The organism is Halomicrobium zhouii (assembly GCF_900114435.1).
Classification (GTDB): domain Archaea; phylum Halobacteriota; class Halobacteria; order Halobacteriales; family Haloarculaceae; genus Halomicrobium; species Halomicrobium zhouii.
Map to the genome: position 1 here is coordinate 433237 of NZ_FOZK01000001.1, position 25441 is coordinate 458677.

The window sequence follows — 25441 nt, forward strand, 5'->3', positions numbered from 1 at the left end:
AGCGCAGTCGCTGGCGAGCGTCGGTCGAGTCGCGAGAAATGAATCGGGAACTCAGGCGTTCGCGACGCGGCGGAGCACGTCGGGGGCGTCCTCGAGCGCATCCTCCAGCGCGTCGGCGTCGGGGCCGCCGCCCTGGGCGAAGTCGGCGGGGCCGCCACCGCCGCCGCCGACCATCCCCGCCAGTTCGCCGACGACCTGGCCGGCGTTGACGTCGACGTCGTCCGGGACGGCGACGACGAACTGGGCCCCGTCGGCACCCGAGCCGAGCACGGCGATGTTCCCCTGTTCGACGACGGCGTTGGCCTGGGCGCGGAGTTCGTCCATGTCGGCGTCGATGCGCTGGATCACGGCCGTCGCCTCGCCGACGTCGACCTCTTCTGCGTCCGCCCCACCGCTGGCGCGGGCCTCGGCGAGCTGGGATTTGAGCTCCTCTATCTCCTTGCCGCGGGCCTTCCACTCCGAGAAGAACCGCTCGGCGGTCTCCGGGACGTCCTGCGGGCTGACGTCGAGTATGTCGGCGGCTTCGTTCAGCGCGTTCTCGGTCCGCTGGGTCGCATCGATGGCGGCGTCGCCGGCGGCGAACGTGAGCCGGATGACGCCGTCCTGGACGCGCTCGGTGCCCAGAACCTTGATCGTCCCGACGTCTCCCGTGCGGGCGACGTGGGTGCCGCCGCAGGCCTGGACGTCCTCTGCGACGTGGATCAGCCGGATCTGCTCGCCCGGCGGGATGCCGCCCTGGTAGAGGTCGAAGCCGTGTTCGGCCTCGGCGTCGTGGCGGTCGGGCCACTCCTGGGTGACCGGCACGTTGTTCCGGACGATCTCGTTGGCGAGGTCCTCGATGGCCTCGACCTGCTCGCGCGAGATGGACTCGTAGTGGCTGACGTCGATGCGGGCGCTCTCGGTGCCCTTCTGGGCGCCGGCCTGCCGGATGTGGTCGCCCAGCACCTGCCGGGCGGCGTGGACGACGAGGTGGGTCGCGGTGTGGTGGCGCATCAGGCGCCGGCGTCGCGTCGCGTCGATCTGGCCGCGGACGAACTCGCCCTTCCCGGGGTCTTCGCTGGTGGTGTGGACGATGACGCCGTCGTGGAGCTGGACGTCTGTCACCTCGCCGGTGACGTCGTCCGTCGCCAGCGTCCCGTGGTCCGCGGGCTGGCCACCGCCTTCGGGGTAGAACATCGTCTGGTCCAGGACGACGTCGAAGTCGCCGTCCTCGCGGTCGAACACCTCGAGGACGACGGCCTCGAACTCCATGCGGTTCTGGTCCTCGTAGTAGAGTCGCTCGGTGTCGGGCAGTTCGGCGATGCGGTCGGCGTAGGGGACGCCCGTCTCGTCCTCGAAGGCCTGGCCGCCCTCGTGGCGGCCGGCGACGAGCGCGTAGAAGTCGTCGGGGACCTCGACGTCGACGTCCTTCTCGGCGGCGATCTCCTCGACCATGTCCGGCTGGATGCCGTGGGAGTCGTACAGCTCGATGAGCTCGTCGACCGGGATGGCCTCGCCTTTCTCGGCGTACTCGTCGGCCAGTTGCCGGACGCGACGGCCGCCCCGGTCCAGCGTCTCGCGGTACTTCTCGACCTCGGTGCGGACGACGTCGCGGACGTGGTCGCGGTTCTCGTAGCCCAGCCGCTCGGCCTGCATGTCGACGAGTTCGTCCAGCGGCGCGTCGACGCCGACGGTGTCACAGAGCCGTTTCGTCCGGCGAAGGACCATCCGGGCGAGGTAGCCCGTGCCGACGTTGGAGGGGACGATCTCGTCGCCCAGCATGTACGCCAGCGTCCGGCAGTGGTCCGCGATGGCGTAGATGTTCTCCAGTGGCTCCATCAGGTCGAGCAGCTCGTCGGTCGAGACGCCCACCTGGTCGGCGATGGTGTCCCGGGCGGCCTCGATGTCCTCGGCCTCGTCGATGTCCATGTGGCCGGCGAGCTTGGCGGCGCGGTGGACGATTTCGGCCTCCTCGTCGGTCATCTCGACGCCAGCGTTGTCCTTCAGGAAGGCGATCATGTCGGGGTAGATCGCCTCGTACACCGTCGGGGTCCCCTGGGACATCCACGTCCACCGTTCGAGCCCGTAGCCCGTGTCGACGACGTACGTGTCCATCGGGGCGTACGTGTTGCCGTCCTTCAGTTCGTACTCGCCCTCGGGGTCCTGCTCCATCGACATGAAGACCAGCGTCGCCAGCTCGGCGCCCTCGTAGATGACTTCGAGGGCGGGGCCGGCGTTGCCGCCGCCGACCCAGGGGTCCTCGATGTAGACGAGTTCGTCGAGGTCAGCGCCCAGTGATTCGAACAGTTCGTCGCAGTACTCGACGGTCTCCTCTTTCCAGTACACCTCGCCCTGGTAGGCGTACTGCTCGGGGTTCTCGATGTCTTCGCGGGCGTTGAACGCGTGGTGGGCCATCATCTCGAAGGCCATCGTGTGCCGGCCGGTCTTGCCCACGTTGTCGATGTCCTGCATCCGGATACAGGGCTGGCTGATGGTCAGCGGGTTGGCCGGCGGCGGCGTCGACCCCGAGGTGACCAGCGGCTGGAAGTCGTAGATAGAGGCCTGGGTCAGCAGGGCGTCGTCGCGCCACCGGTTCGCGGCGACGGGGTAGGGGTCGATGCGTTCGTGGCCGTGGTCCTCGAAGAACGAGAGGAAGGCCTCGCGCATCTCCTCCAGCGTGTACGCCTCGTCGAAGCCGGGGTCGTCGATGAAGCCGTACTCCGCACAGGGCGGTTCGCCGCAGGTCTCGCGGGACTCGTCGCGCGTCCAGAAGTGGGCCCCGCACTCGGAACACTCCCGGCGGACGAACCCCTCCTCCTCGAAGTAGTCTAGTCGGTATTCGTCGGCGAGGTCGCTCATTGCGGTATTCTTGGCCGACCAGCGCCTAAAACTGTTCCGAAGGGGTCGGCCGACGATAGGCGAAACCGGGAGACGGCAGCCAATCACGGGCCTTGGCGGCCACGCGGTCGGGCGCCCACACCACCAGGTCGACTGGTCAGTGCAGTCACAAGACACTTGTCCCGCCTTCGAGCGTGAGACGACGCGAACCTCGCGGGGCCCAGCGACCTACTTCTCGAGCGCCAGCGACGCCAGCATCGCCTCGAGCTGGACGCGCTCGTTTGCGCCCTGGGTGATGCGGTAGTCGGTCTCGCCGACGCGGTCGAGCACGCGGACGGCCTGCTCGTCGTCGAGGCCGAACTCCCACACCGACCGGTGGATCTGGTTGATGACGTCGCCGCCGGCGATGCCCTCGTCGGTGAGCAGCTCGTCGAGCTTGGACCGCGAGGCGGTGAAGTCGCCGCTCAGCGCGGACTCGACCATGGTCTGAATCTCCTCTGGGCGCGCCGTCGAGGTTATCTCGAAGACCGCTTCCTCGTCGACGACGCTCCCCGTAATCGAGGCCGCCTGCAGCCCGTTGATCGCCTTCCGCATGTCGCCGTCGGCGGCGTAGACCAGCGCGTCGACGCCGTCCTCGGTCAGTTCGATCCCCTCGACGTCCGCGATGTGGCGGATCTCCTCCTCGACCGCCTCGTCGGAGAGTGGCGAGAAGCGGAACACGGCACACCGGGACTGGATCGGGTCGATGATCTGGCTGGAGTAGTTACACGAGAGGATAAAGCGGACGTTGTTGGAGAACTGCTCCATCGTCCGGCGGAGCGCCGACTGGGCGTCGCTGGTCAGGGCGTCGGCCTCGTCCAGGAAGATGATGCGGTAGTCGACGCCGCCGAAACTCGTGCGCGCGAAGCTCTTGATCCGGTCCCGGACCACGTCGATCCCCCGCTCGTCGGAGGCGTTCAGCTCCAGGAAGTGCTCCTGCCAGTCCTCGCCGTACAGTTCGTGGGCGATGGTGACGGCGCTGGTGGTCTTGCCCGTCCCCGCCGGCCCGGAGAACAGCATGTGGCTCAGCTCGTTGCGGGAGACGTAGCTCCGCAGCCGCTCCACGATGTCCTCGTGGCCGACGATGTCGTCGAACGACGTCGGGCGGTACTTTTCGATCCAGACTTCCTCGCGCCCGACCGCTTCGGCCTCGGCCTCGCTCATGGACGAAGGGTGGGTGTGGGTGGGCTTAAACCCCGCGAGGTAGGCTGGCGCCGAACGAAGTGAGGGGCCAGCTATATGGCGAGCGGGAGCGCCAGCGACACGCGAGCCGAGGTAGGTCGGGGCCGACCGGAGGGAGGGCCCGGCGAAACGGCGAACGGGGAACGAAGTGACCCGTGAGCCGAGGTAGGTTGGTGCGAGCGACGGGAGGCGCGAACGGAGTGAGCGCCTCCGAACGCGCGAGCGGCGGTAGCCGCGAGCAGCGAGCACCAACTAAATGGCGAGCGGGAGCGCCAGCGACAAGCGAGCCGAGGTAGGTCGGCGCCGAGCGCAGCGAGGGGCCGACGAAACGGCAAGCGGCGAGTGAAACGAGCCGTGAGCCACGGCAGGTCGGTGCCGAGCGAAGCGACCCACCAGCTATACAGCGAACGGCGAGCGAACCCGCCGGGAACGGTCGATTCGGTCGCGGTTCCATTTGGGGAGACACACCACACGGAACCTCACACACAGATCTTTTCAAAGTCCAATCCAACAGCGCCGCCAATGGTCGGTAGCGTCGACGAGCACGGTCGTGATCGATCGAACACTACTCAGTCGCCCGGGGAAGCTACCCGGCAATCGCGCGCTGGTCAGTTCGGCCGGCGTGGCGGGGACGAGCCACGAGTCGCGCGTTGCCTGCCCTGAACCACGATGTCTGCGAGTTCTGCCCAGCTGGTCCAGCGGGAGTTCCTGCGGCGCCAGCACCTGTTCGTCTTCGCCGCGCCCCTGGTGTTCGTCGCGGCGGTCGTCCTGGCCGCACCGACGCCCGAGGGGGTCGGACTGTCGTACTGGCTCGACTACTGGTGGCTGTTCCCCTTTTTCCTGCTGGGGGCGACCATCGTCAACACCGTCGGGATCAGCGGGTCCGCACTGTTCGTGCCGTTCCTGATCTTCATCTTCCCGCTGCTGGCCCACCCGCTCGAACCGGAGACGCTCGTGAAGGTCGGGCTGATCAGCGAGTCCTTCGGGCTGTCGAGTTCGGCGCTGGCGTTCATCCAGTACGGCCTCGTCGACCGGCGGCTGGGGCTCACGCTCGTCCTCGGCGCGCTCCCCTTCGTCGTCGGGGGCGCCCTGCTGTCGTTCGTCATTCCCGAGCCGCTGTTTCACGCACTGCTCGCGCTGGCGCTCGTCGCCGCTGCGTATCTCATGTTCACGGCGGACCTCGGCCACGAGGAGCCAGGTGGGGGCGGCGGCGCCGACGTGGCGACGGACGGCGGGACCGACGCGGGCCTGCCGGACGACGACGGGAAGCTGGGCCCCGCGGGCGTCGGCATCGACGACGCGGGAATGGTGACGCGCGTCGACCGCTCGGGAGACACCTACACGTACACGTGGTCGGGCTACCTCGAACGGTTCGCCAACTACGCCGTCGGCGGGCTCTTCCAGGGGCTGGCCGGCTTCGGCATCGGCGAACTCGGCATCATCTCCAAGCTCCGGACGGACGTGCCGGTCCGGGTGGCCATCGGGACGAACCACGTCGTCGTCGCGACCACGGCGATCATCGCCTCGCTCGTCCACGTCTTCGGGGGCGGTCTCGTCCCCGGCGGCCACTCCCTGAGCCTCGCGACGACGCCGTGGAACATGGTCGTGTTCACCGTTCCCGCGGCCGCGCTCGGCGGCCAGATCGCTCCCTACGTGTCGAACGCGCTCGATACGGAGACGATCAAGAAGGGCGTCGCCGTGCTGTTCGGTGTCATCTCGCTCGCCCTGTTCTTGATGGCCGCCGGCGGTATCTAGGCGGGAGGCTGCCCGCTGTCGGAGCGCCACACCGCTTCCCATCGAACAACGCTTAATCGGCCAGCGACCATCGACCACTACAAATGGAGGTCGCCATCCTCACCGTCGGCGACGAAATCCTGTCGGGGGACACCGAGAACACCAACGCGACGTGGCTGGCCCGGCAGCTAAGGGATCGGGGAGCCACCGCCAGGCGCATCCTCACCGTCCCCGACGACGAGGAGACGATCGCCGACTACGTCCGCGAGTGGAGCGAGGCGTTCGACGCCGTCGTCGTCACGGGTGGTCTCGGCGGGACGCCGGACGACGTCACGATAGAGGCGGTCGCCGACGCGCTGGACCGGGACCTCGTCGTCCAGGAGTCGGTCCGCGAGACCATCGCCGAGAAGGCCAGGCAGTTCCGCGAGGACAACCCCGACCTCGCCGAGGACTACGCGTTCGACATCGACCTGGACGCGCAGGCGGCCCTGCCCGCGGGCGCGGAACCGCTGATCACCGACGCCAGTTTCGCGCCGGGCTGTGCCGTCGAGAACGTCTACGTCTTCCCGGGCTTTCCCGAGGAACTCCGGGCCATGTTCGCGCTCGTGGCCGAGGACTTCGGCGGCGACGCCATCTCGGAGACGCTCACCACGCCGGCGCCGGAGGGCGCGCTGTACGCGGCGCTCGAAGACATCCGCGGCCGGTTCGACGTGACGGTGGGGAGCTATCCCGTGAAGGGGCGGGATCCGGGGCGGGTGAAGGTGACCGGCACCGACTCGGAGGCCGTCGAGGCTGCCGTCGCGTGGCTCCGGGACGAGATCGAAGTGGTGGACGACTAGAACGTCGCCGGGTCGAGTCGCGGCACGATGCCGTCGAAGTCGTCGTCGAACGCGAGTACCTGGTCGACGTCGTGGCGCTCGACGAGTGCGATGGTGGTCGCGTCCGTGAAACTCAGTCCCTGGTCGTCGAACCGATCGAGCGTCTCGACGCCGTCGACGAACCTTCACGCCCGACGAACACCATATCGACGGCGTCGGGGAACGGACCACAGCCTCGTATACGGTCCCCGACACCGCGGGCCTCTTCGGGGTCCTCGAAGCGTGAAAGCGCTAGCGTGACCGTTTCGTCGTAGACGTAGTCGCTCGTCAGAAGCCGACCGAACTCGCCGCTGATGGCGGCTCTCATGGCCGCCGTCGCTGGGTCGTGCCGCGGTGAATCTTCGTCGTGGTGGGCGTAGAAGACGCCAGTATCGACGAATATACTCACTCGTTCAGCGCCTCGTCTTCGTACAGAACCGCATCGATGTCGCCCTCGTCGACCGGATTGCCGGAAGCCTGCGTTCCCGAGAGCCACTGATCTCTCTCCTCGTCGGACAGTCCGTCCCAGTCGTCACGATACGACGCGATCAGCGCGTCGCGGGACTCGAACTCCCGCTCGACGATCCGGTCCAGCAGCTCCTGCTGGGTCACGGACTGGCCCGTCTCCCGCTCGATAGTGGCCTGGAGCTGTTCGAGCCGGGCCTTGGTCTCGTCGCTAACCGGTACCGACGTCGCCATAGGGGCGAGTAGACCGTTCTGTCTGATAAACGTTCGTCCGAGCACCAGATCCAGACGAGATTTCGCACCCGGTCAGACGGCCGCAGTCGCAACCGGGGGCCGGCATCCGGAAGCGTTCGGACGACGGTGACGGATGGTCGCCGCCGTGGCGTGGACCTGGAATGCGATCACAGTAACTGGCCAGACCGACGCGATTTCCGGCTCTGAAACTCTGCTCGGCGACCTATAGGTGAGCCGCGCGTCGGCGCCGATATGTCAACTATCCGCTCGCTCGGGGACCGGCTCGGTGCGTCCGGGGACGGCCCGTACGCCGCCGCCCTTGTGGCGCTCGGCCTGACGGTCGTCGGCACCGTCGCAGCAATCACCGTCGCGATCGTCGCCTGGCCCGTCGCCGGACTGCTTGGCGTGAGCGACGCGGCCGCCGCACGGATACTGCTGAACAAGAGCGTCCAGATCGGATTCCTGATCGTCGCGCTCGCGTACGTCGTCTACTGCGGCGCACCGGGACGGTACGCCCGCTTCCGGCGGCCGACCCTTCGGGACGCCCTCTGGATTGTGGCCGTCTTTCCCCTTCTCAAGGCTGTCGCGCTCGTCGTCGGGCCGGTGCTGGCGTTCCTCGGCGTCGTCACGCATTCGGGTGGTTCGGCGGGCGTCCCGGAACTGGCCACGCAGCCGACGCTCCTGCTCGTCGCGTTCGTCGTCTGGTTCCTGTTCGCCGCGCCGGCCGAGGAGTTGCTCTTCCGGGGCGTCGTCCAGGGACGGTTGCGGGAGGCGTTCGACGTCGCCCCGGCGCTCGTCCTCGCTGCCGGCTGTTTCGCGCTGATGCACGTCCCGATGGCGCTCCTCTCCGAGGGGATGGGTCCTGTGCTCGCAGTGGCCGTGGAGACGTTCGTCGGCGGCCTGGTGTTCGGCCTCGCCTACGAGCGAACGGAGAACCTCGTCGTCCCGGCGGTGGCCCACGCGACGCTCTGGGCCGGCGGTATCGTCGAACACTACCTGTCGGTACTCTCCGCAGGGCTGTGACACAATCTGGCGCTCAGAACAGCTCCATCACGCCGAACTCGAAGAAGTAGTAGGCGGCGACGGCGAGCCAGGACTCGAAGATCAGCGTCCCGGCGGCCGACAGGACGACGAACTCTCGGAGGTCCATCTCGGCGACCCCTGCCGGGACGGTCAGCATGCCGCGAGTGAACAGCAGCGCGTTGCTGACGAGGACGGCCGGGCGACCCCAGCGGTCGAACCAGCCCTCGAACCGCTCCAGCTTCGAATCGCTGACGCGGAACCACGGCTTCTGGAGCAGCCACTCCCGACCGCCGCGCTTGGCGAGCAGGAACAGCGCCGTCTGGCCGATGGTCGCGCCGACGACGGCCACGACCATGATGAGGGCGATGGTGTCCAGCTCGTACCCCGACGGTGTCGTCGCGAGCGCGCCGATGGCGAAGGGGACGATCCCCTCGCTCGGCGCGAAGTAGAGCAACATCGCGCCTTCGAGCACGAAGATCAGGAAGAGGACGTACAGGCCGTAGGTCTCGATGAGTTCCTTGGCGAAGGCCGCGTCGCCGACGAAGAAGAGGACGACGCCGGTGATCGCTAACAGCGCGAACGAGGCGGCGATGACGAGCAGTCCGTAGTCCTCGGCGAAGACGCGGAGCCGCGAGCGCGAGGACTGCGTGGAGGCCATTAGTCGTCTGTGAATCGCGTCGCGTGCAAATGTCTTCTGTTCGGAACGCGGCGAGGCAGTAAGGCTTTCACCGCCGATACGCTACCCGCGAGCATGAACCCCACTCGCCGACCCCGTCGTCTGCGGGCCGACGGCGTCCGGTCGCTCGTCCGGGAGACGGACCTCTCGGCGTCGGACCTCATCGCACCGGTGTTCGTCGACGCGACGACCGACGAACGGGTCCCCATCGAGTCGATGCCGGGCCACGAGCGCGTGCCCGTCGCCGAAGCGGTCGAGCGTGTCGAGGAGGTGCTGGCAACGGGCGTCGAGGCCGTCATGGTGTTTGGCATCCCCGAGTCGAAGGACGACCGGGGCACCCGGGCCTGGGCCGAGGACGGCGTCGTCCAGGCGGCCGTTCGCCGGATCAGCGAGGAGACCGACGCCTACGTCGTCACGGACGTCTGTCTCTGTGAGTACACTGACCACGGGCACTGTGGCCTGGTGGAGGAGAACGCGGCCGACGACCCGACGCTCACGGTCCGCAACGACGAGACGCTCGACCTGCTCGCGAAGACGGCCGTCTCGCACGCACGTGCGGGCGCTGACATGGTCGCTCCCTCGGCAGCGATGGACGGGATGGTCGGGGCCATCAGGACGGGACTCGACGACGTCGGCTACGACGAGGTGCCCATCATGAGCTACGCGGCGAAGTTCGCCTCGGCGTTCTACGGCCCGTTCCGCGACGCGGCGGACGGCGCTCCGGCGTTCGGCGACCGCCGGCACTACCAGATGGACCCGGCGAACGGTCGCGAGGCGATGCGCGAGGTGGCCCTGGACGTGGAGGAGGGCGCGGACGTGCTGATGGTCAAGCCCGCCCTGCCGTACCTCGACGTCGTCAGCGCGGTCCGCCGCGAGTACGACCACCCCGTCGCAGCCTACAACGTTAGCGGCGAGTACGCGATGCTCCACGCTGCCGCCGAGAAGGGCTGGCTCGACCTGGAGGAAGTCGCCTACGAGTCCCTGCTGTCCATCAAGCGCGCCGGCGCCGACCTCATCCTCACCTACTTCGCCGAGGACCTGGCGAGTCGGCTGGACTGACCGGCGAGGCGTTCACGGCCCGTCGCGTCGGTGGTTCGGGGCAGCGATGGCGCCCACTCCGATTGCCGTGTCCGCCATCCCGGACTGTGACCGGCCGAGAGCGACATTTTCCCGCCCGAAACAGCCGAAATTATTATATCTGACCCGTCGACACGTGCGTGCAGATACTCATGGGTGGAACCAGAACCGGGATGGTCACGGTCGAGGACGTCCCCTCGAAGGCGTATCGCGGCGTCGAGATCCTGTTGCTGTTACCGATCGCACTTTACGCGCTGCTCGGCGTCGGTATCATCTTGCTCGGGTTCGGCGAGAGCGAAGCGGGGCTCATGGGCGCCGTAGCCGCGGTGAGCGCGTGGTGGGTCGGTGGCCTCGCGCTCTTCTTCGTCTCCTGGCTGTTGACGCCGGTCGTCCTCTACCTGGACACGATGAAGATCAACGAGGCGGACCTGGAGTGGCAGCCCAGTCCGGTGCTGTACGCGGTTCTCGGCCTCTTCTTCGGGTATCTGATGAAGCTCCACCACATCTACAAGCGTCACCAGTTCGTCGTCGACTGGGTCGAGCGCGACTGGTGGTGGGTGTTCGTGGCGGCCGGGACTGTCCTCCCGACCATCTTGCTCGCGCTCGCCTTCTCCGTCGGGACGAACAGTGGCACCATCGTCCCCTTCCTCCTGGTTGGTCTCGCTATCCTGACCGCCGTCCCGTTCCCGCTGGCCATCTATCGCGACGCGACCTACGTCCGGCTCAACTCCAGTGGCTGGCGGCCGAACCCGGGGAACTACCTCAATCTCGCCGTCTTCTTCTTCGTCCTTGCGCCCGTCGTGTTCCCCATCACGGGGGGCTACTATCTGGTTCGCCGACACCGGGCGATCGGGACGGTCTGACCGGAGCGACGAGGGCTCGCCACTCGTAACAACGGACGACACTTTCAGTTTCCGTAACGTATTCCTCCGACCCCTGTGCAGCCTCCGCCGTGAACCGACAGACCCTCCTCGTCGCGCTCGTCGCCGCCGCGGCCGTCGCCGCGTTCGGCGTCGGCGCGGCGACCCTGGACGACGCCCTCGGGCCGTCGGACCCCGCGACCGGCGGTGACGGCGAATTCGTCGACCGGCAAGGTCGCTACGGCGCGGGTCCGGCCGACGACGCGCCTCCCGTGGGTGGGTCGTGCGAGACCTGTCCGGCTACCGGCATCCAACTGACGACGACCGGCCTGCTTCCGACGGTCCCCAGAACTGTCCTCCTCGCGCTCGCCGGCCTCGGTTCGGTCGTCACCGGCTTGCTCTGGCTTCGCGCGGGTCGTGGCACTGGCGCGGCCGTCGACGGCGTCGCCGACGACCATGCGGGCCTCGACACCGACGACGACGCCGGGTCGACTGCGGCGTGGACGCCCGACGACCCGCCCGCGTCGAACCCGGTCTACCGCGCCTGGCGCGACGTCGCCGACGCCATCGACGCGAGCGACCCGGAGACGACGACGCCCGGCGAGTACGCCGCCCTCGCCAGAGAACGAGGCTGGAACGGTGTAGCCGTCGACACGCTCACCGACCTCTTTCGCCGCGTTCGCTACGGACGGGCCGAGGTGACCGACGAACGCGCCGAACGGGCACGGTCCGCCGCCGAGCGAGCGCGCGGTGGGACCGAGCACGCCGGGGCGGGCGACCCCGCGGCGGAGGACGGTCCGTGAGAGTCCACCGCCTGCCGCTGGCCGTCGGCGTCCTCGCCACGTTCGCCGGCCTCGGTCTCGTCGTGACCGGCGGACCCGCGCCCTCGCCCGGCCCGCGCACGCTCCCGTTCGCGATGGCCGTCCTCGCCGGTGGGGCCATCGCCGCCCTCTCCGTTCTCGTCCGGTCGGCCGAGGGGCCGACGACGGAGCCGTTGCCAGACCCCGGTACCACCGCGAACGCCCGGATTCCCGGCGAGCGAGTCGACGAACGCCTCGCCGGTGTGTCGTGGCGCGAGGGGGAGACGCGGGCCGAACTCGCCGACCGGATCGAGCGGGCGGCGGTCGCCACACTCGTGCGGACCGAGGGGTGGACGCCCGCGGAGGCCCGCGAGCGGCTTCGAGACGGCACGTGGACCGACGACGAGCGGGCCGCGGCGCTCCTGTCTGACGGCGAGGATCAACCGTCTGTGAGTGACCACGTGCGTGCGCTCGCGACCGGTGAGACGCCCTTCCAGCGCCGGGCCGACCACGCGGTGGCCGAACTCCACCGCCGGGTGGTCGACGGATGACCGACGCCGACCGCGTGGAGATACTGTCGGAGCGCCGGACGAACCGGTGGGTCGGGCTGGCCGGCGGGGCGCTGGCGGCCGCCGCGCTGGGACTGGTGCTCCGGTCTGCCGGGCTGTTGCTGGTCGCCGGCGTCGGCGTGGCACTTGTCGCCTACGAGCGCGTCGCTGCGCCACCGCCGGTCTCGATCGCTCTCGAACGTCGCTTCGACCCGGCCGAGCCGGGCGTCGGCGAGTCCGTCACCGTCACACTCACCGTCGAGAACGTCGGCGAACGGACCATCGCGGACCTGCGACTCGCGGACGGCGTCCCCGACGGGGTTCGCGTCGTCGACGGCGACGCCCGTCTCGCGACTGCACTCCGGTCTGGGGCGGCGACGACGCTCACCTACGAGATACGCGGCGGCCGAGAGCGCACCGCGTTCGACCCGGCCCACGTCGCCGTCCGGGACGTCACCGGGGTCGTCGAACGCCGGGCCCGGGTGGCCGCGGCGACCGAGACGCTGACCTGGCCCACGAACGCCGACGCGTCGACGATCCCGCTCAGTCCTCGCCGCTTGGGTGCGGTGGGCGACCTGGTGACCCGGGACGCCGGCGAGGGGCTGGCGTTCCACGCCGTCCGCGAGCACCGGCCCGGCGACCCGCTGGGCAGGGTCGACTGGCACCGACTCGCCAGGACTGGTACCCTCGCGACCGTCGAGTTCCAGCGCGAGCGGACGGCGACGGTCGTCGTCGTCGTCGACTCGCGCCCGGCGGCGAATCTGGCGCCCGGCGAGCACAGCGAGACGGCCGTCGAACGCAGCAGCGCCGCTGCACGGACGCTCGTCGAGACGTTCGGGGACGCCGGGCACCGGACCGGCCTGGCCGCGCTCGGCCCGACGCCGTGCTGGCTGCCGCCCGGTCGCGGTGCCTCCCATCGCCGTCGACTCCAGGACCGCCTCGCCGGCCATTCGGCGTTCGCGGCGTCGGGCGCGGACAGTGCGGACACCGCGGACACCGTGGACACCGGTTCGGAATCCAGCGACGACGGTCGCGGACGCGTCCTGTCCGAGCCACCGGGGGACGCGACGGTCGTCTTCCTGAGCCCGCTCTGTGACGGGGACGCCGCGGCGTTCGTCCGTCGGCTCGTGGCCCGTGAGTTCTCCGTCGCCGTCCTCAGCCCGGACCCGACCGCAGCGGGGACGACCGGCCAGCGGTTGGTCGCTCTCGAACGCCGTGAACGCCTGTGGACGGTGCGCTCGCTCGGCGTCGCCGTCCACGACTGGGAGTCCGACGAATCCCTGGATCGGCTCCTCACGCGCACGGAGGGACGGCCAGCGTGACTGGCTCTGCGAGCGGTATCGGGAACGCCTCCGCAGGCCGGATCACCGGTGGTGCCGCCGCGATGGCTGGACTTTCGGCGTTCGTCCTGACCGGCGTCGACACGCTCGCGACCCTCGTCGGCGTCGCGAGCGTCCTCCTGTTGCTGACCGCGCTGGGCCGGTCGAGTCGCGTCCTCGCGACGCTGGCGGGCGTCGGGCTGTTCGGCGAACTCGTCCTCGCGGCCGCGAGCGGCGCGCCCGCCGGTCCGCTGCTGGCCGCGGCCGTCGGGATTATCCTTTCGTGGACGTTCGCCCACGCCGCCATCGACCTGGCCGAGAGCGTCGGCACTGCCCCCAGTCGCGACCTCGAACTCGCCCACCTCGCCGGCACGACGGCCGTGGTGGCGGGCCCGGCCGTTGCGCTCTACCTCGTCTACTCGGTCGAGTGGGGGTCGGTTCCGCCGCTCGCGCTCGCACTGATCCTCTTCGGCGCCGTCAGCCTGACCGCCGCACTCCGCCGGTGAGTCCACGACGACCACTCTCCCGCCGGTGTGACGGTCGCTTTCGGCGGTCCGACTGACCGTTCCGAGAGGGGAGCGCGCGCGAGGATTTCGGGCCACATTCGGCTATTTTTGCGGAAACGCCCTGGACGAACGTCGGAATCGGTGGCTGTGGGGCGTCTCCTTTCTGGACGGCCAACCACCTTATATCCATAATATTGTGCCCTAATCTGGACGGCCGTCTATTAATCTAGCACAGGATCTGGTTATCTTCAAGCTAACCCTTATGTAGTGTGATTCCCACCCCTCCTCCGTGAACTGCATGACAAAGTCGGGCGTTTACGAGAGAATGTTGGACGTTCAATCACGATAAGCAGCCAAAACCACCAAAGTGAACATCATAATGTCATTCGCACCACTGCAAATCGATCCAGCGGTACTCGCCGAGGGTGTCAACCTCATGTGGGTACTCGTCGTAACGTTCCTGATCTTCTTCATGCACGCCGGCTTCGCCATGCTCGAGGCGGGGCAGGTGCGCTCGAAGAACGTGGCGAACCAGCTCACGAAGAACCTCCTGACCTGGTCGGTCGGGGTCGTCATGTTCTTCCTGATCGGCAGCGGGATCTCGAGCCTCGTCGGTGGCTCGGGCTTCGCGAGTGCCGCTCTCGTCGGCAGCTCGGGTGACTGGGTCGGCTGGCTGTTCGGCGCGGTGTTCGCCATGACCGCGGCGACCATCGTCTCCGGCGCCGTCGCCGGCCGCGCGAAGCTCCGCGCGTACGTGACCTACACCATCCTGCTGGCCGCAGTCATCTACCCCGTCGTCACCGGGCTGACCTGGGGCGGCGGCTTCATCGCCTCGCTGGGATACCAGGACTTCGCGGGCGGGATGATCGTCCACGGGATGGGCGGCATCGCCGGTCTCACCGCGGCCTGGGTACTCGGCCCGCGCATCGGGCGGTACAACAAGGACGGCTCCGTCAACGTCATCCCCGGCCACTCGCTGACCTTCGCCGTGCTCGGGACGCTCATCCTCGCGTTCGGCTGGTACGGCTTCAACGTCGGCACGGCCGCGACCGTCTTCGCCGTCGAGGACGGCGCGCTCACCCTGGGCGCGTTCAGCTACGTCGGTCGCGTCGCCATGACGACGACCATCGCCATGGCCTGCGGTGCCATCGGCGCGAGCGCGGTCTCGCTGATCAAGACCGGGAAGGTCGACACGCTGTACGTCGCCAACGGCCTGCTCGCGGGCCTCGTCGGCATCACCGCTATCCCGGACACCACCACCTGGTGGGGCGCGTTCGTGGTCGGTGGCATCGCCGGCGCCCAGCTCCCCATCGTCTTCGGCTTCGTCGAGAAGCGCCTGAAGATCGACGACGTCTGCGCCGTCTTCCCGGTCCACGGGAGCGCGGGCGTCATCGGGACCCTGCTGTTTCCCTTCGTGGCCACGTCGAGCGCCCTCGAAGGAACCACGATGGTCGGCGCGTTCATCGACCAGGTGGTCTTCGTCGTCATCGTCGCCGGCTGGACCATCGCCGCGACCGCACTCGTGTTCGGCGTCCTCAAGGCCATCGGACAGGCCCGCGTCACGCCCGAACACGAACGTGACGGCCTCGACATCAGCGAACACGGCGTTGACACGTACCCCGAGTTCGGGGTCGACGACGGCGTCGCCACCGATGGAGGAAGCATCGTGCGAACGGACGGCAGCGTTGCGGGCAGCGAGGTGACCGACAATGAGTGAAACTGCAACTGACACTGACATCCAGATGATCACGGCGATCGTCCGCCCCGACAAGCTGGCGGACGTCAAGGAAGCACTGACCGACGTCGGCGCCCCGTCGCTGACGGTGACCAACGTCTCCGGCCGCGGCTCCCAGCCCGCGAAGAAGGGCCAGTGGCGCGGCGAGGAGTACGTCGTGGACCTCCACCAGAAGGTGAAGATCGAGTGCGTCGTCGCCGACGTCCCCGCCGACGACGTGGTCGACGCCATCCGCGAGGCCGCCCACACGGGCGAGCCTGGGGACGGCAAGATCTTCGTCCTCCCGGTCACGGACGCCGTTCAGGTCCGCACTGGCAACAGCGGCCCCGACGCCGTCTAAGCGAATGGAGGTCGACGACACCGACCGCCAACTGCTCGCGGCCCTGGCCGAGGACGGTCGGGCGACGACGAACGACCTCTCGGCCGCGACGGGCATCTCCCCGCCCGTCGTCGAACAGCGAGTCACCGGACTCGAGAAGCGCGACGCCATCGCGGGCTACGAGGCCCGCGTCGACTACGACGAACTCGGCTTCGACGTCACCGCCGTCGTCCAGCTGACCGCCGCCGACGCCAGGCGGGCCGAGGTGCTGGACGAACTGCGGACGGCAGACCAGTACGTCACGGTCTACGAGGTGACCGGGGAGTACGACGTCGTCGCCGTCGGCCGGTTCCGCGACACCGCCGAACTGAACGAACGCGTCGGCGAACTCGTCACCACCGAGGGCGTCGCCGAGGTGACCACCGCGGTCGTCCTCGACACGGTCGCCGACGACCCGCTGTCGCCGCTCCGCGGCGACTGAACCGACTGATCACGTATTTTTCGCGACACTCTACCTGGGTAGCGACTGGTGTCGACTGCCGGGTGTGACGCTGGATTCGACGGTTTCGTTCGCGAATGACTGAACTACTAGATTGATCAATTTGGGACCGAACAACTGACGGCGTTACCAACGACAAAGGAAAGCCCCGACGTGCTGCGGTCCCGCGGCTCGCTGCGCGCTCACTCCGTTCGCGTGCTTGCATCGCCGGGGTTCCCGCAGCACGTCGCCCCTTTCAGTCCCACCTTTTGCTCCTGACGGATCGGCCGATTCGGGTGGACTGAAAGGGGCCGACCGCTCGGGGAAGGCGGGCGCAGTAAGCACCGCAGGCGAAGCCGAGGAGCACAGCAAGCCCCCCGACCCGAGCGGGAGGGGGCTTTCGGGCTGTCGTTTATCACTCCAGTGGCCGTCGTAGCTCAGATCGATCAACACAGTAGTTGAACCGCTCACGGAGAGACGACTGGTACGAACCGTCTGACACGCGAACCCCGGTCCGTCGGTGGCGTTAAGCCGTTCGCTCCGGACAGCAGCGTATGAGTCTCGAAGTCGACGTCCGGAAGCTCGACCTCTTCAACACGATGGCGAAGGAGGGGTCGAGCACGGTCGCCGACCACCTCGAACAGCTGACCGGGGTGCCGGCGGCCGTCCGGACGTCCCAGATCAACTTCCTCGACATCGGCGACGTGAAGACCCACATGGGCGACGCCGAGCGCGTCGGTATCTACGTCGAACTCACCGAGGCGCCCGGCGGCTACGTCCTGTTCGTCCTCGACCCGACCGACGCCAGGCACCTGGTGGGGCAGATGATGGGTGGCGTGGGGAGTGGAGACGACGGCGACGGCTTCACCGACATGGAACGCAGCGGGCTCCAGGAGATCGGCAACATCCTCACGTCCGGGTTCATCGACGGCTGGGCGAACGTGCTCGATACGACCATCGACATGGGCACGCCTCAGTTGCTGTTCGACCGCACGCCCGCCATCATCGACGACATGGGCGGCTGGCCCAGGTCCGACCTCGTGTTCGTCATCGACTCCCACATTGTGAGCAAAGACACCGACATCGACCTCACCGTCTACACCTTCCCCGAACTCCAGGCGCTGGTCGACCTCATCCAGGACATCGACCTCGACACCGACGTCGCGGAGGATTCGACCCCGGCCGACGTCTGGTGAACTCCACGGTGGCTCCCCACTCGTGATCTCGAAACGATCTCTCCAGCGCCACCAGGTCGCGGTGTACGCCGTGGCAGTCCTGGTCGCCGTCGCCCTCGGCGTCGGCCGCCCCGGCGCGGCCCGGTCGCTGGAACGCTTGATCAATCCCGTCTTAGCGGTCCTGCTGTACGTCACCTTCCTGGAGGTGCCGTTCGTCCGCATCCGGGCGGCGTTCCGGGACCGCCGGTTCATGGCCGCCGCGCTCGGGATGAACTTCCTCGTCGTCCCGCCCGTCGCGTGGGCACTCAGTCATTTCCTCCCACCGGAGCCGGTGATTCTCGTCGGCGCCTTCATGGTGTTGCTGACGCCGTGTATCGACTACGTCATCTCCTTCACCGACCTGGCGGGCGGCGACGCCGAGCAGGTCACGGCGGCGACGCCGGTGCTGATGGTGGTCCAGTTGCTCCTCTTGCCGGCGTACCTCTGGCTGTTCGTTGGCCCGGCCGTCGCGGGCGCCATCGAGGCCGGTCCGTTCCTCGAAGCCTTTCTCGTCATCATCGCCGGCCCGCTCGCACTCGCCTGGCTCACCGAGGTCTCGGCCGAGCGTTCGCCCCGGGCCGAGCGGTGGCAGTCGGCGATGGGGTGGTTACCGGTGCCGATGATGGGTGCCACGCTGCTGGTCGTCATCGCCTCCCAACTGCCCCGCGTGCAGGACTCTATCGGCCAGATAGCGGCCGTCGTCCCGGTGTACGTCGCCTTTCTCGTCGTCATGCCGCTGCTGGGTCGGCTAGCAGCGGGCGCCCTCGGCATGGACGTCGGCGAGAGCCGGGCGCTCGTGTTCACCTCGGTCACCCGGAACTCGCTGGTCGTCCTGCCGCTGGCGCTCGCGCTGCCGGCGGAGTACGCACTCGCGCCGGCCGTCGTCGTGACCCAGACCCTCGTCGAACTGACCGGGATGGTCGTCCTCACGCGCGTCGTTCCCGCGTGGCTCGTTCCCGACCGGACCACTTCGTCGGCGACCGCGTCGTAATTCGAGGGAACGGCGGCGAGCGCCTCCGCACTCCCGGCGCCACGTACCCACAGCAATTTGACCCATGCCGTCGGGACCGTCAGTATGGTCCCCTCGTTCCGGACGCTCCTCCTCGGTCCCCCAGAACACCGGTTCCAGCGTCGCCTCGACCTGGTGTTCGCCGTCGGGCTCTTCCTTTGCACCTTCCTGGCGTACGCGGTCGGCCTCTTCGAGGTCACCGGTGGCGTCGTCTTCCTCGCGATGGACGCCGCCATCGTGGGTACGATCGCGGCCGCCACCATGGGCTACCGGCAAAGCGGCCTGATCTTCGGCTGGCTCGCCGCCTACATGCCGCTGCTCGGCGCCAACGCCGACCACTACCTGCTCGGCCTGTCGAGCCGCCCACTGATCGAGCGCCTCGTGGCCTTCCTCTCCCCCGACGGCCTGGTCTTCCTCGGCGTCGCCGCCGTCGTCCTCGGGACGCTCTCCTGGGCCGCCGGCCTCGGCGGCGAGCGCGTTCGAGATGCCTTCCGCGACCGTGTGTAGCGCCCGGCGAGACGCCACTGTACAAAGATTGATTTCGTATCCGCCGGCATCTCAAACAAGATGGAGCTCCAGGGCCGTACCGTCTCTCGACGCGGGTGGATAGCGCTCGCCCTGCTCGTCGTCGTCGTCGCAGTTCAGTCCCGGCTGATAGCGGACGGCTCGGTCGAGCCGGTCTCGCTGTACACGGTGGAAATTGGCCTGATGACGCTGTACTGCGTATGGAAGGGAATCGTCCAGCCGCGACGCGCCAACTAAACCGGTGGACGCCCGGTCGAAACTGAGGCAGTCGTTCGCTTCGCTCGGACCATCCTAATCATCTGCCGAAATCGGCGCCCCCTCGGCGTCGGTCGGCGCCGGACTCTCGCCGTCGTCGAAGGGGTACCACGACTGCTTGGCGTCGGTGAGCGAGAGGTCCTCGTACCCCTCGACCTCCTCCGGTTCGGCGAGTTCGACGATGGTCTCGTGGCCGGTGGCGTCGACCCACTCGCGGAACGTCTGGCCGTCCTCCCGGAGTGCGGCGTAGGCCTCGACGAGGTTGGCGATCATGCCGGGTACCTCGTCGGCGGGGACGCGCTGGCGGACCCAGTCGATGAAGGTGGGCTCCTCGCCGATGCCGCCGCCGACGCCGACGTCCATCGCCTCCACCATCTCGCCGTCCTTGCGGGCCCGCATCCCCTGGAGGCCGATGTCGGCCGTCATCGCCTGGCCGCAGTCGGCCGTACAGCCCGAGTAGTGGATCTTGATCCGGTCGACGTCGTCGGGGACGTCGACGTGCTCGCCGAGCCAGCGCAGCAGGCGCGCGGTCCGCGCCTTCGTCTCGGTCAGCGCGATGGAGCAGAACTCCGTCCCGGTGCAGGCCATCGCCCCCTGCTCGAAGGGGTTCGGCTCGGGCGTGTAGGTATCGAGCAGCGGCTCGGTGAGCAGGTTCTTCAGGTTCCCGTCGGGGACGTTCATGATCAGGGGGTTCTGGCGGCGGGTCAGCCGCACCTCGCCGGAGCCGTAGGCGTCGGCCAGGTCCGCCAGTTCGATGGCGTCCTCGGCGGGCATGCGGCCGACGGGCACCGAGAGCCCGACGTAGTTCCGGTCGTCCTGCTGGTCGTAGACGCCGACGTGGTCGTGGGCGCCGCGCTCGGCGGGTTTGCCGGCGTTGTACGTGTACTCGCCGCGGAAGTTCGTCCCGGCGCGGGCGGGCTCGAAGGAGAGCCGCTCGACCATCTCCTCGCGGATCTTCTCCGTCCCCCAGTCGTCGACGAAGAAGCGGGCGCGGTTCTTCGAGCGGTTCTGCCGGTCGCCCTCCTCGTGGTACAGTTCGACGAACGTCCGGACCGTCTCGTAGGCCTGGTCGCGGCGGACGAACACGTCCAGCGAGCGGGCGGGGCGCGGTTCGCGGCCGCCGAGGCCGCCGCCCACGCGGACGTTGAACCCCTTGACCTCTTCGCCGTCGACGACGGTGTGAGCGGGTTCGAGCCCGATGTCGTTGATAGAGTCCTGGGCGCAGCCCTGGCGACAGCCCGACACCGAGATGTTGAACTTCCGGGGCATGTTGCACAGCGCGTCGTCGCCACGGATGCCCGCCTGGATCTCGTCGAGCAGTTCGCGGCTCTCGACGTACTCGTCGGCCTTGCCGGCGACCGGACAGCCGGAGATGTTGCGCATCGTGTCGCCGCCGGCCGAGCGCGAGGAGACGCCGACGGCCTCGAGTTTCTCCCAGATCTCGGGAATGTCCTCGAGCTTGAGCCAGTGGAGCTGGATCGACTGCCGGGTCGTGAAGTCGACCCAGCCGTTGCCGAACTCGGGGTTCTCGACCGGCCCCTTGGCGTAGTCGCGGGCGACCTCGCCGATGGCCTGGAGCTGGCCGGGCTCCAGAACGCCGCCGCAGTTGGTCAGGCGCATCATGAAGTAGCTCTCCTGGCCGCCGCGGTGGTGGAACACCCCCCAGAACTTGAACCGGGAGAACCACTCCTCGCGCTCCTCCTCGGGGATCGACTCCCAGCCGTTCTCGGCGAACTCCTCTAGCTTCTCCCTGACGTCGTCGCCGTACAGTTCTCCTTTCCAGTCTTCCTTCTTGTGGGCCATTGTATCACTCTGTCTTTGTAGATCTTCCTCATTCGCGCTTCATATCTACACGAACGTCCTTTGTTCTACGGCTAGAATACGCGAACGCGCCGGCAATAAGGGTAATCGTCACACATTTCAAAAATTACGGCCTGGATCCGGACGAACGGTCGAAGTACAAGGACCTAGAACGCCTTATACTGCCCCTCAATTTTCGATCCGTCCAGTGACGGCCGCCAGATCGGTGCGCGAGTTGACGTTCGTAAAGGGCGATCGGTACCTGGTGACGTCGTCGGCGTCGACGACGACGGGGTCCACGCGCGCGAGAACGTCGTACAGCCGCCGGGACCCCGCCGCGAGCGTACGGTCACAGGCGACGCGGCCGGCGTGGCGATCGTAGACCGCGTGGAGCGGGTGGAGGCGGTCGTCTGCCCGCGGCACGGCCGCCGAGTCCACGGCCGCGAACAGGCGCTCGAACAGCGCGGGGTCGGCGAGCGGCATGTCGCAGGCGACGACGGCGACGGCGTTCCCGCTCGCGACCCGCAGTCCGGTCCGCATGCCGGCGACCGGCCCCTCGTCCGGCACGGGGTCGACGGCCACCCGGTAGGGGATCCCCTCCAGCGCGTCGGCGACGGCAGTCCGCTGGTCGTCCCGACAGTTCACGACGAGTTCGTCGGTCACCGCTCCCAGACGGTCGGCGACGCGACGGATCATCGGCCGTCCGTCCACCTCGGCGAAGGATTTGTCGGCCTCGCCGAAGCGCGTCGAGCGACCGCCGGCGAGGACGAGTCCCGAGCGCATCTCAGTCGCCTCCGGGTTCGACCTGCGGCCCCTCCGACTCGACCGAGACGAAGCCGTCGACGTTGGCCCGGGCAGCGATCTCCGGGCGGGCGACCCAGGCGTTCAGGGCCACGATGGGGACCACGACCACCGCGACGACGGCGTACCCCCCGTGGATGGTCCAGACGTCCGCGACCGAGGCGAAGGCGACGGGGAAGGCGATGCCGCCGACGGTGCCGACGCCGCCGACGATGCCCGCCGCCGCCCCCGACCTGTCGGGGAACATCGCGGGCACCTGCGCGAAGATGGCGCCGTTGGTGAACCCGCAGCAGAGGCCGACCAGCCCGACCGCGGCGACGGTCGGGAGGACGTTCCCCGTCAGGCCCACGGCGGTGAGGAGGACCATCGCGGCGACCACCGTCGACACGCAGATCAGCGTCCACTGCTCCCGGTAGCGCCCCGTGAACCACGGGAGGACGTTCGTCTCGCCCCGCGCGAGCCGATCCGAGACGTAGCCGCTGATCGGGCGCAGCAGGCCCGAGGCCAGCGGGAACGCCGCCGCAAACGTCGAGGCGACGACCAGGTCGGTCCCGAACCCTTCGCGGAAGTACGTCGGGAGCCAGCTGTTCATCGAGATCTCGAGCCCGAAGCTCAGGGCGTAGCCGAGCGCCAGCGCGACGACGCCGTAGCGCGTCGCGATGTGGAGCCACGACGACAGCGTCGCGTTCTCGGCGTTCTCCGCCGCGGTGGACTCGCTGGGCGCGTCGGTCCCCAGGAGGAGGTACAGCGCTCCCATCGCCAGCGCGCCGACGCCGGTGACGACGAACGCCGACCGCCAGTCGGTCCCGAACAGCCGCGGGAGGGCCAGCGCGCCCACGGCCGCCCCTGTGTTCCCCAGTCCGGCGTAGAGGCCCTGGGCGAGCCCCAGTTGCTCGTCGGGGAACCACTGTGCGACGTGCTGGACGCCGACGACGAAGGTGAGCCCCGCCGTCGCCACCGCGAGGCGCGCGGCGAAGAACACCACGTAGTCGGTCGCGTAGGCGCTGGCGACGGAACTGACCCCGACGACAGCCAGGACTGCTCCGAACACGTTCGACGCGCCGAACCGGTCGGCGAGCCAGCCGGCGACGGCCCGTCCCGGCGGCGAGATCCAGATTGCGGCACTGGCCAGCACGGCCACGTCGGCCAGCGACAGCCCGAAGTCGTCCCCGATGGGGCCCGTAAACGGGGCGAAGGAGAACCAGACGATCACGGAGAAGTTGAACCCGGCGGTGGCCAGCGCCAGCGTCCGCCACCGGGTCATCCGGATCAGTCCCATCGACTCACCCCGGTTCGGTCCGGGCGAGGGCAGCGACCCGCGCTCGGCCGCGAGCCGGGCGGGAACCGGCCGCGACAGACTCGATCCGTGCAACCGTCCACTGAAGTCGGTAATTCCGTTACACGCACGCAGTATTCACTACGAGATACGAAGTATCCACGCGGACTAAATGGTGTGCAACACGTTCGTCAACCTATCTCTGGCCCGGCTGGACGGACGGTCGATATGAGGATGTGTTCCCTCTGTTTAAGGTTGTAAAGCGTGGAGAAACTGCCCGGGTATCCACACGACCGGGCGGAAACCGTCGCTCGAAGGCGGCCCCACCCGGCGACGCGACCGCCACCGGTGCGCGCCAGGTTCCCCCGGAGCAGCCGTGAAACGACGGCCTGGCCCGCCCTCAGTCCCCGCCCGGGGTCGTCGACTCGGTGCCCGACGAACCCACCAGCCAGCCGTCGGTGGTCGCCCGCCGGGCGATGTGGGGTCGGTAGACCCACGCGTTCAGCAGGACGATGGGGATCATCGAGGCGCCCACGATGGCGTAGCCGACGTGGAGGTTCGGGAGCAGCGTCGACGAGTAGACGAGCGGGTAGACGATGCCGCCCACCGTGCCGATGCCGCCGACGATGCCCGCGACGGACCCGGAGCTGTCCGGGAACATCGCCGGGACCTGCGCGAAGATGGCGCCCTCCGCGAAGGCACAGCCTGTCCCGACGAGGAAGCCCGCGCCGACCGCGACGAGCACCTCGCCGCTGAGGCCCGCGAACGTCATCCCGACCATCGCGACGACGACGAAACACAGGGTCAGGAACGTCCACTGTTCGCGGTAGCGCCCCGTGAACCACGGGAGGATGTCCTTCTCCTTGCGCGCGAGCAGGTCGCTGACGTAGCCGCCGATCGGTCGAAGGAGGCCCGCCGCGACGGAGAACGTCGCGGCGAACGTCGAGGCCAGCACGAGGTTGTCCGTGGCGAACCCCTCCCTGTAGTACGTCGCGAGCCAGCCGTTCATCGACAGCTCCAGGCCGAACGTCATCACGTACGCCAGCGCGAGCACGACGGTCCCGTAGCGGGTCGCCGTGTGGACCCACTGCTTGAAGGTGGCACTCTGGGCGGTCGCTTCCCGCTTCTCTTCGGATTTCGCTGCCTCGCCGAGCGCGTAGTAGGCGATGGCGAGGCCGATGGAGACGAGGCCGGTCCAGAAGAACGCCGCGCGCCAGTTCGTCTGGAAGACGGGGCCGGACCAGTCCGGCCCGAACACGCGCGGGAGGACGAGCGCCCCACCGGCGGCCCCGGCGTTCCCGATGCCGGCGTAGATGCCCTCCGCGGTGCCGAGCTGGCCCTCCTCGAACCACTCGGAGACGTGCTGGATGCCGATGACGAAGGTGATGCCCGCCGTCGCGACGATGAGGCGAGTGACGAAGAACACGCCGTAGCTCTCGGCGAAGGCGCTCGCGATGGAGAACACGCCGACGTAGCCCAGCACGATGGCGAACACCGCCGGCGCCCCGAACTTGTCCGAGAGCCAGCCCGTCAGGATCCGGCCGAACGGCGCGAGCCAGATGGCCGAACTCGCCAGGATCCCGATCTCGGCCAGCGAGAGGCCGAACTCCTCGGCCATCGGCCCGGTGAAGGGGGCGAAGGAGAACCAGATCAGGAACGAGAAGTTGAACCCGACGGTGGCGAGCACGAGCGTCCGCCACTTCGTCATCCGGATCAGTCCCATCGGTCTCCCACCTCCACCGGACTGCCCGCCCGGTCGCTCACGCCACGCCCCGTCGATCCTCCACGATCGTTATCGGGGAAATCTGGCCATTTGTATCGTTTTCCGCCACCTCCCGTAATGTTTGGCGACTTCATGTACGGATAGTTGGTAGATTGCGACCCTATTAACG

The 25441-nt window shown here is 68.5% G+C and carries 25 protein-coding genes; 16 read left to right on the plus strand and 9 right to left on the minus strand.

What is annotated here, in order from left to right:
* Positions 1-51 precede the first annotated feature (51 nt).
* Both alaS and BM337_RS02100 read right to left on the minus strand, forming a co-directional pair.
* Complete coding sequence (alaS, locus tag BM337_RS02095; RefSeq protein ID WP_089813436.1) at positions 52-2838, minus strand: alanine--tRNA ligase; 2787 nt, start codon at positions 2836-2838, stop codon at positions 52-54.
* A gap of 207 nt (positions 2839-3045) precedes the next feature.
* Positions 3046-4020, minus strand: a complete 975-nt coding sequence (locus BM337_RS02100) for a replication factor C small subunit (protein WP_089813439.1) — start codon at positions 4018-4020, stop codon at positions 3046-3048.
* A 687-nt stretch (positions 4021-4707) separates the two neighbouring features.
* Here BM337_RS02100 and BM337_RS02105 point away from each other — a divergent pair.
* The gene (locus tag BM337_RS02105) at positions 4708-5793 is read left to right on the plus strand and encodes a sulfite exporter TauE/SafE family protein (RefSeq protein WP_089813441.1); all 1086 of its coding nucleotides are present in this window, start codon (positions 4708-4710) and stop codon (positions 5791-5793) included.
* Positions 5794-5876: 83 nt separating this feature from the next.
* Positions 5877-6611, plus strand: a complete 735-nt coding sequence (locus tag BM337_RS02110; protein WP_089813443.1) for a competence/damage-inducible protein A — start codon at positions 5877-5879, stop codon at positions 6609-6611.
* 112 nt (positions 6612-6723) lie between these two features.
* Here the strand turns inward: BM337_RS02110 and BM337_RS02115 are convergent, their stop codons facing one another.
* Entirely contained in the window at positions 6724-7038 is a 315-nt protein-coding gene (locus BM337_RS02115) for a type II toxin-antitoxin system VapC family toxin (RefSeq protein ID WP_245778587.1), read from the minus strand.
* Entirely contained in the window at positions 7035-7328 is a 294-nt protein-coding gene (locus BM337_RS02120; protein ID WP_089813445.1) for a ubiquitin family protein, read from the minus strand. Before BM337_RS02120 ends, BM337_RS02115 begins: the two co-directional genes overlap by 4 nt.
* A 252-nt stretch (positions 7329-7580) precedes the next feature.
* On the opposite strand from BM337_RS02120, the gene BM337_RS02125 reads away from it, so the two are divergent.
* On the plus strand, positions 7581-8351 hold the full coding sequence (locus tag BM337_RS02125; RefSeq protein WP_089813447.1) for a CPBP family intramembrane glutamic endopeptidase: 771 nt from the start codon (positions 7581-7583) through the stop codon (positions 8349-8351).
* A gap of 13 nt (positions 8352-8364) precedes the next feature.
* On the opposite strand, the gene BM337_RS02130 is transcribed toward BM337_RS02125, so the two are convergent.
* Complete coding sequence (locus BM337_RS02130) at positions 8365-9009, minus strand: DedA family protein (protein WP_089813449.1); 645 nt, start codon at positions 9007-9009, stop codon at positions 8365-8367.
* A 93-nt stretch (positions 9010-9102) separates the two neighbouring features.
* Here BM337_RS02130 and hemB point away from each other — a divergent pair, with 93 nt between their 5' ends.
* The 13 genes from hemB (at position 9103) to BM337_RS02195 (ending at position 19654) form a co-directional block, all read left to right on the plus strand.
* Positions 9103-10086, plus strand: a complete 984-nt coding sequence (hemB, locus tag BM337_RS02135; RefSeq protein WP_089813451.1) for a porphobilinogen synthase — start codon at positions 9103-9105, stop codon at positions 10084-10086.
* Positions 10087-10256: 170 nt separating this feature from the next.
* A complete protein-coding gene (locus BM337_RS02140) occupies positions 10257-10967 on the plus strand; it encodes a hypothetical protein (RefSeq protein WP_245778588.1) in 711 nt (236 codons plus the stop codon).
* An 89-nt stretch (positions 10968-11056) separates the two neighbouring features.
* A complete protein-coding gene (locus BM337_RS02145; RefSeq protein ID WP_089813455.1) occupies positions 11057-11767 on the plus strand; it encodes a DUF4129 domain-containing protein in 711 nt (236 codons plus the stop codon).
* Positions 11764-12315 carry a DUF7269 family protein gene (locus tag BM337_RS02150; protein WP_089813457.1) on the plus strand — a complete coding sequence of 184 codons (552 nt, stop codon included), beginning with the start codon at positions 11764-11766 and terminating at the stop codon, positions 12313-12315. Before BM337_RS02145 ends, BM337_RS02150 begins: the two co-directional genes overlap by 4 nt.
* Positions 12312-13634, plus strand: coding sequence for a DUF58 domain-containing protein (locus BM337_RS02155; protein WP_245778589.1), 1323 nt, complete (start codon positions 12312-12314; stop codon positions 13632-13634). Before BM337_RS02150 ends, BM337_RS02155 begins: the two co-directional genes overlap by 4 nt.
* The gene (locus BM337_RS02160; protein ID WP_089813459.1) at positions 13631-14137 is read left to right on the plus strand and encodes a DUF7519 family protein; all 507 of its coding nucleotides are present in this window, start codon (positions 13631-13633) and stop codon (positions 14135-14137) included. The genes BM337_RS02155 and BM337_RS02160 overlap by 4 nt, the downstream gene beginning before the upstream one ends.
* 379 nt (positions 14138-14516) lie before the next feature.
* A complete protein-coding gene (locus BM337_RS02165; RefSeq protein ID WP_089813461.1) occupies positions 14517-15854 on the plus strand; it encodes an ammonium transporter in 1338 nt (445 codons plus the stop codon).
* Positions 15847-16212 carry a nitrogen regulatory protein GlnK1 gene (locus BM337_RS02170; protein WP_089813463.1) on the plus strand — a complete coding sequence of 122 codons (366 nt, stop codon included), beginning with the start codon at positions 15847-15849 and terminating at the stop codon, positions 16210-16212. Before BM337_RS02165 ends, BM337_RS02170 begins: the two co-directional genes overlap by 8 nt.
* Positions 16213-16216: 4 nt before the next feature.
* Positions 16217-16672, plus strand: a complete 456-nt coding sequence (locus tag BM337_RS02175) for an Lrp/AsnC family transcriptional regulator (protein ID WP_089813465.1) — start codon at positions 16217-16219, stop codon at positions 16670-16672.
* A 551-nt stretch (positions 16673-17223) separates the two neighbouring features.
* Positions 17224-17865: a chemotaxis protein CheC gene (locus BM337_RS02180; protein ID WP_089813467.1), complete on the plus strand. Its 642-nt coding sequence runs from the start codon at positions 17224-17226 to the stop codon at positions 17863-17865.
* Between the two features lie 25 nt (positions 17866-17890).
* Positions 17891-18874 carry an arsenic resistance protein gene (locus tag BM337_RS02185; protein WP_089815516.1) on the plus strand — a complete coding sequence of 328 codons (984 nt, stop codon included), beginning with the start codon at positions 17891-17893 and terminating at the stop codon, positions 18872-18874.
* 84 nt (positions 18875-18958) lie between these two features.
* Positions 18959-19399, plus strand: coding sequence for a hypothetical protein (locus BM337_RS02190; RefSeq protein ID WP_089813469.1), 441 nt, complete (start codon positions 18959-18961; stop codon positions 19397-19399).
* A gap of 60 nt (positions 19400-19459) precedes the next feature.
* Positions 19460-19654 (plus strand): hypothetical protein, encoded by a 195-nt coding sequence (locus tag BM337_RS02195; RefSeq protein WP_089813471.1) that lies wholly within the window; start codon positions 19460-19462, stop codon positions 19652-19654.
* Between the two features lie 54 nt (positions 19655-19708).
* On the opposite strand, the gene BM337_RS02200 is transcribed toward BM337_RS02195, so the two are convergent.
* The 4 genes from BM337_RS02200 to BM337_RS02215 all read right to left on the minus strand — a co-directional run bounded on the left by BM337_RS02200 (position 19709) and on the right by BM337_RS02215 (position 25257).
* Positions 19709-21475 carry a nitrite/sulfite reductase gene (locus tag BM337_RS02200; RefSeq protein WP_089813473.1) on the minus strand — a complete coding sequence of 589 codons (1767 nt, stop codon included), beginning with the start codon at positions 21473-21475 and terminating at the stop codon, positions 19709-19711.
* A gap of 186 nt (positions 21476-21661) precedes the next feature.
* On the minus strand, positions 21662-22255 hold the full coding sequence (mobA, locus tag BM337_RS02205; RefSeq protein WP_089813475.1) for a molybdenum cofactor guanylyltransferase: 594 nt from the start codon (positions 22253-22255) through the stop codon (positions 21662-21664).
* Position 22256: 1 nt separating this feature from the next.
* A complete protein-coding gene (locus tag BM337_RS02210) occupies positions 22257-23552 on the minus strand; it encodes an MFS transporter (RefSeq protein ID WP_089813477.1) in 1296 nt (431 codons plus the stop codon).
* A 397-nt stretch (positions 23553-23949) separates the two neighbouring features.
* Positions 23950-25257 carry an MFS transporter gene (locus BM337_RS02215; RefSeq protein WP_177227258.1) on the minus strand — a complete coding sequence of 436 codons (1308 nt, stop codon included), beginning with the start codon at positions 25255-25257 and terminating at the stop codon, positions 23950-23952.
* Positions 25258-25441 lie beyond the last annotated feature (184 nt).

Excerpts from the sequence above, each read along its gene's own strand:
- BM337_RS02110 (WP_089813443.1), top strand. The coding sequence starts at position 5,877 with ATGGAGGTCGCCATCCTCACCGTCGGCGACGAAATCCTGTCGGGGGAC.
- BM337_RS02140 (WP_245778588.1), top strand. The coding sequence starts at position 10,257 with ATGGGTGGAACCAGAACCGGGATGGTCACGGTCGAGGACGTCCCCTCG.
- BM337_RS02125 (WP_089813447.1), top strand. The coding sequence starts at position 7,581 with ATGTCAACTATCCGCTCGCTCGGGGACCGGCTCGGTGCGTCCGGGGAC.
- BM337_RS02180 (WP_089813467.1), top strand. The coding sequence starts at position 17,224 with ATGAGTCTCGAAGTCGACGTCCGGAAGCTCGACCTCTTCAACACGATG.
- BM337_RS02190 (WP_089813469.1), top strand. The coding sequence starts at position 18,959 with ATGGTCCCCTCGTTCCGGACGCTCCTCCTCGGTCCCCCAGAACACCGG.
- BM337_RS02170 (WP_089813463.1), top strand. The coding sequence starts at position 15,847 with ATGAGTGAAACTGCAACTGACACTGACATCCAGATGATCACGGCGATC.
- hemB (WP_089813451.1), top strand. The coding sequence starts at position 9,103 with ATGAACCCCACTCGCCGACCCCGTCGTCTGCGGGCCGACGGCGTCCGG.
- BM337_RS02215 (WP_177227258.1), bottom strand. The coding sequence starts at position 25,257 with ATGACGAAGTGGCGGACGCTCGTGCTCGCCACCGTCGGGTTCAACTTC.
- BM337_RS02100 (WP_089813439.1), bottom strand. The coding sequence starts at position 4,020 with ATGAGCGAGGCCGAGGCCGAAGCGGTCGGGCGCGAGGAAGTCTGGATC.
- mobA (WP_089813475.1), bottom strand. The coding sequence starts at position 22,255 with ATGCGCTCGGGACTCGTCCTCGCCGGCGGTCGCTCGACGCGCTTCGGC.
- BM337_RS02105 (WP_089813441.1), top strand. The coding sequence starts at position 4,708 with ATGTCTGCGAGTTCTGCCCAGCTGGTCCAGCGGGAGTTCCTGCGGCGC.
- BM337_RS02210 (WP_089813477.1), bottom strand. The coding sequence starts at position 23,552 with ATGGGACTGATCCGGATGACCCGGTGGCGGACGCTGGCGCTGGCCACC.
- BM337_RS02175 (WP_089813465.1), top strand. The coding sequence starts at position 16,217 with ATGGAGGTCGACGACACCGACCGCCAACTGCTCGCGGCCCTGGCCGAG.
- BM337_RS02200 (WP_089813473.1), bottom strand. The coding sequence starts at position 21,475 with ATGGCCCACAAGAAGGAAGACTGGAAAGGAGAACTGTACGGCGACGAC.
- BM337_RS02120 (WP_089813445.1), bottom strand. The coding sequence starts at position 7,328 with ATGGCGACGTCGGTACCGGTTAGCGACGAGACCAAGGCCCGGCTCGAA.
- BM337_RS02155 (WP_245778589.1), top strand. The coding sequence starts at position 12,312 with ATGACCGACGCCGACCGCGTGGAGATACTGTCGGAGCGCCGGACGAAC.
- BM337_RS02130 (WP_089813449.1), bottom strand. The coding sequence starts at position 9,009 with ATGGCCTCCACGCAGTCCTCGCGCTCGCGGCTCCGCGTCTTCGCCGAG.
- alaS (WP_089813436.1), bottom strand. The coding sequence starts at position 2,838 with ATGAGCGACCTCGCCGACGAATACCGACTAGACTACTTCGAGGAGGAG.
- BM337_RS02165 (WP_089813461.1), top strand. The coding sequence starts at position 14,517 with ATGTCATTCGCACCACTGCAAATCGATCCAGCGGTACTCGCCGAGGGT.
- BM337_RS02195 (WP_089813471.1), top strand. The coding sequence starts at position 19,460 with ATGGAGCTCCAGGGCCGTACCGTCTCTCGACGCGGGTGGATAGCGCTC.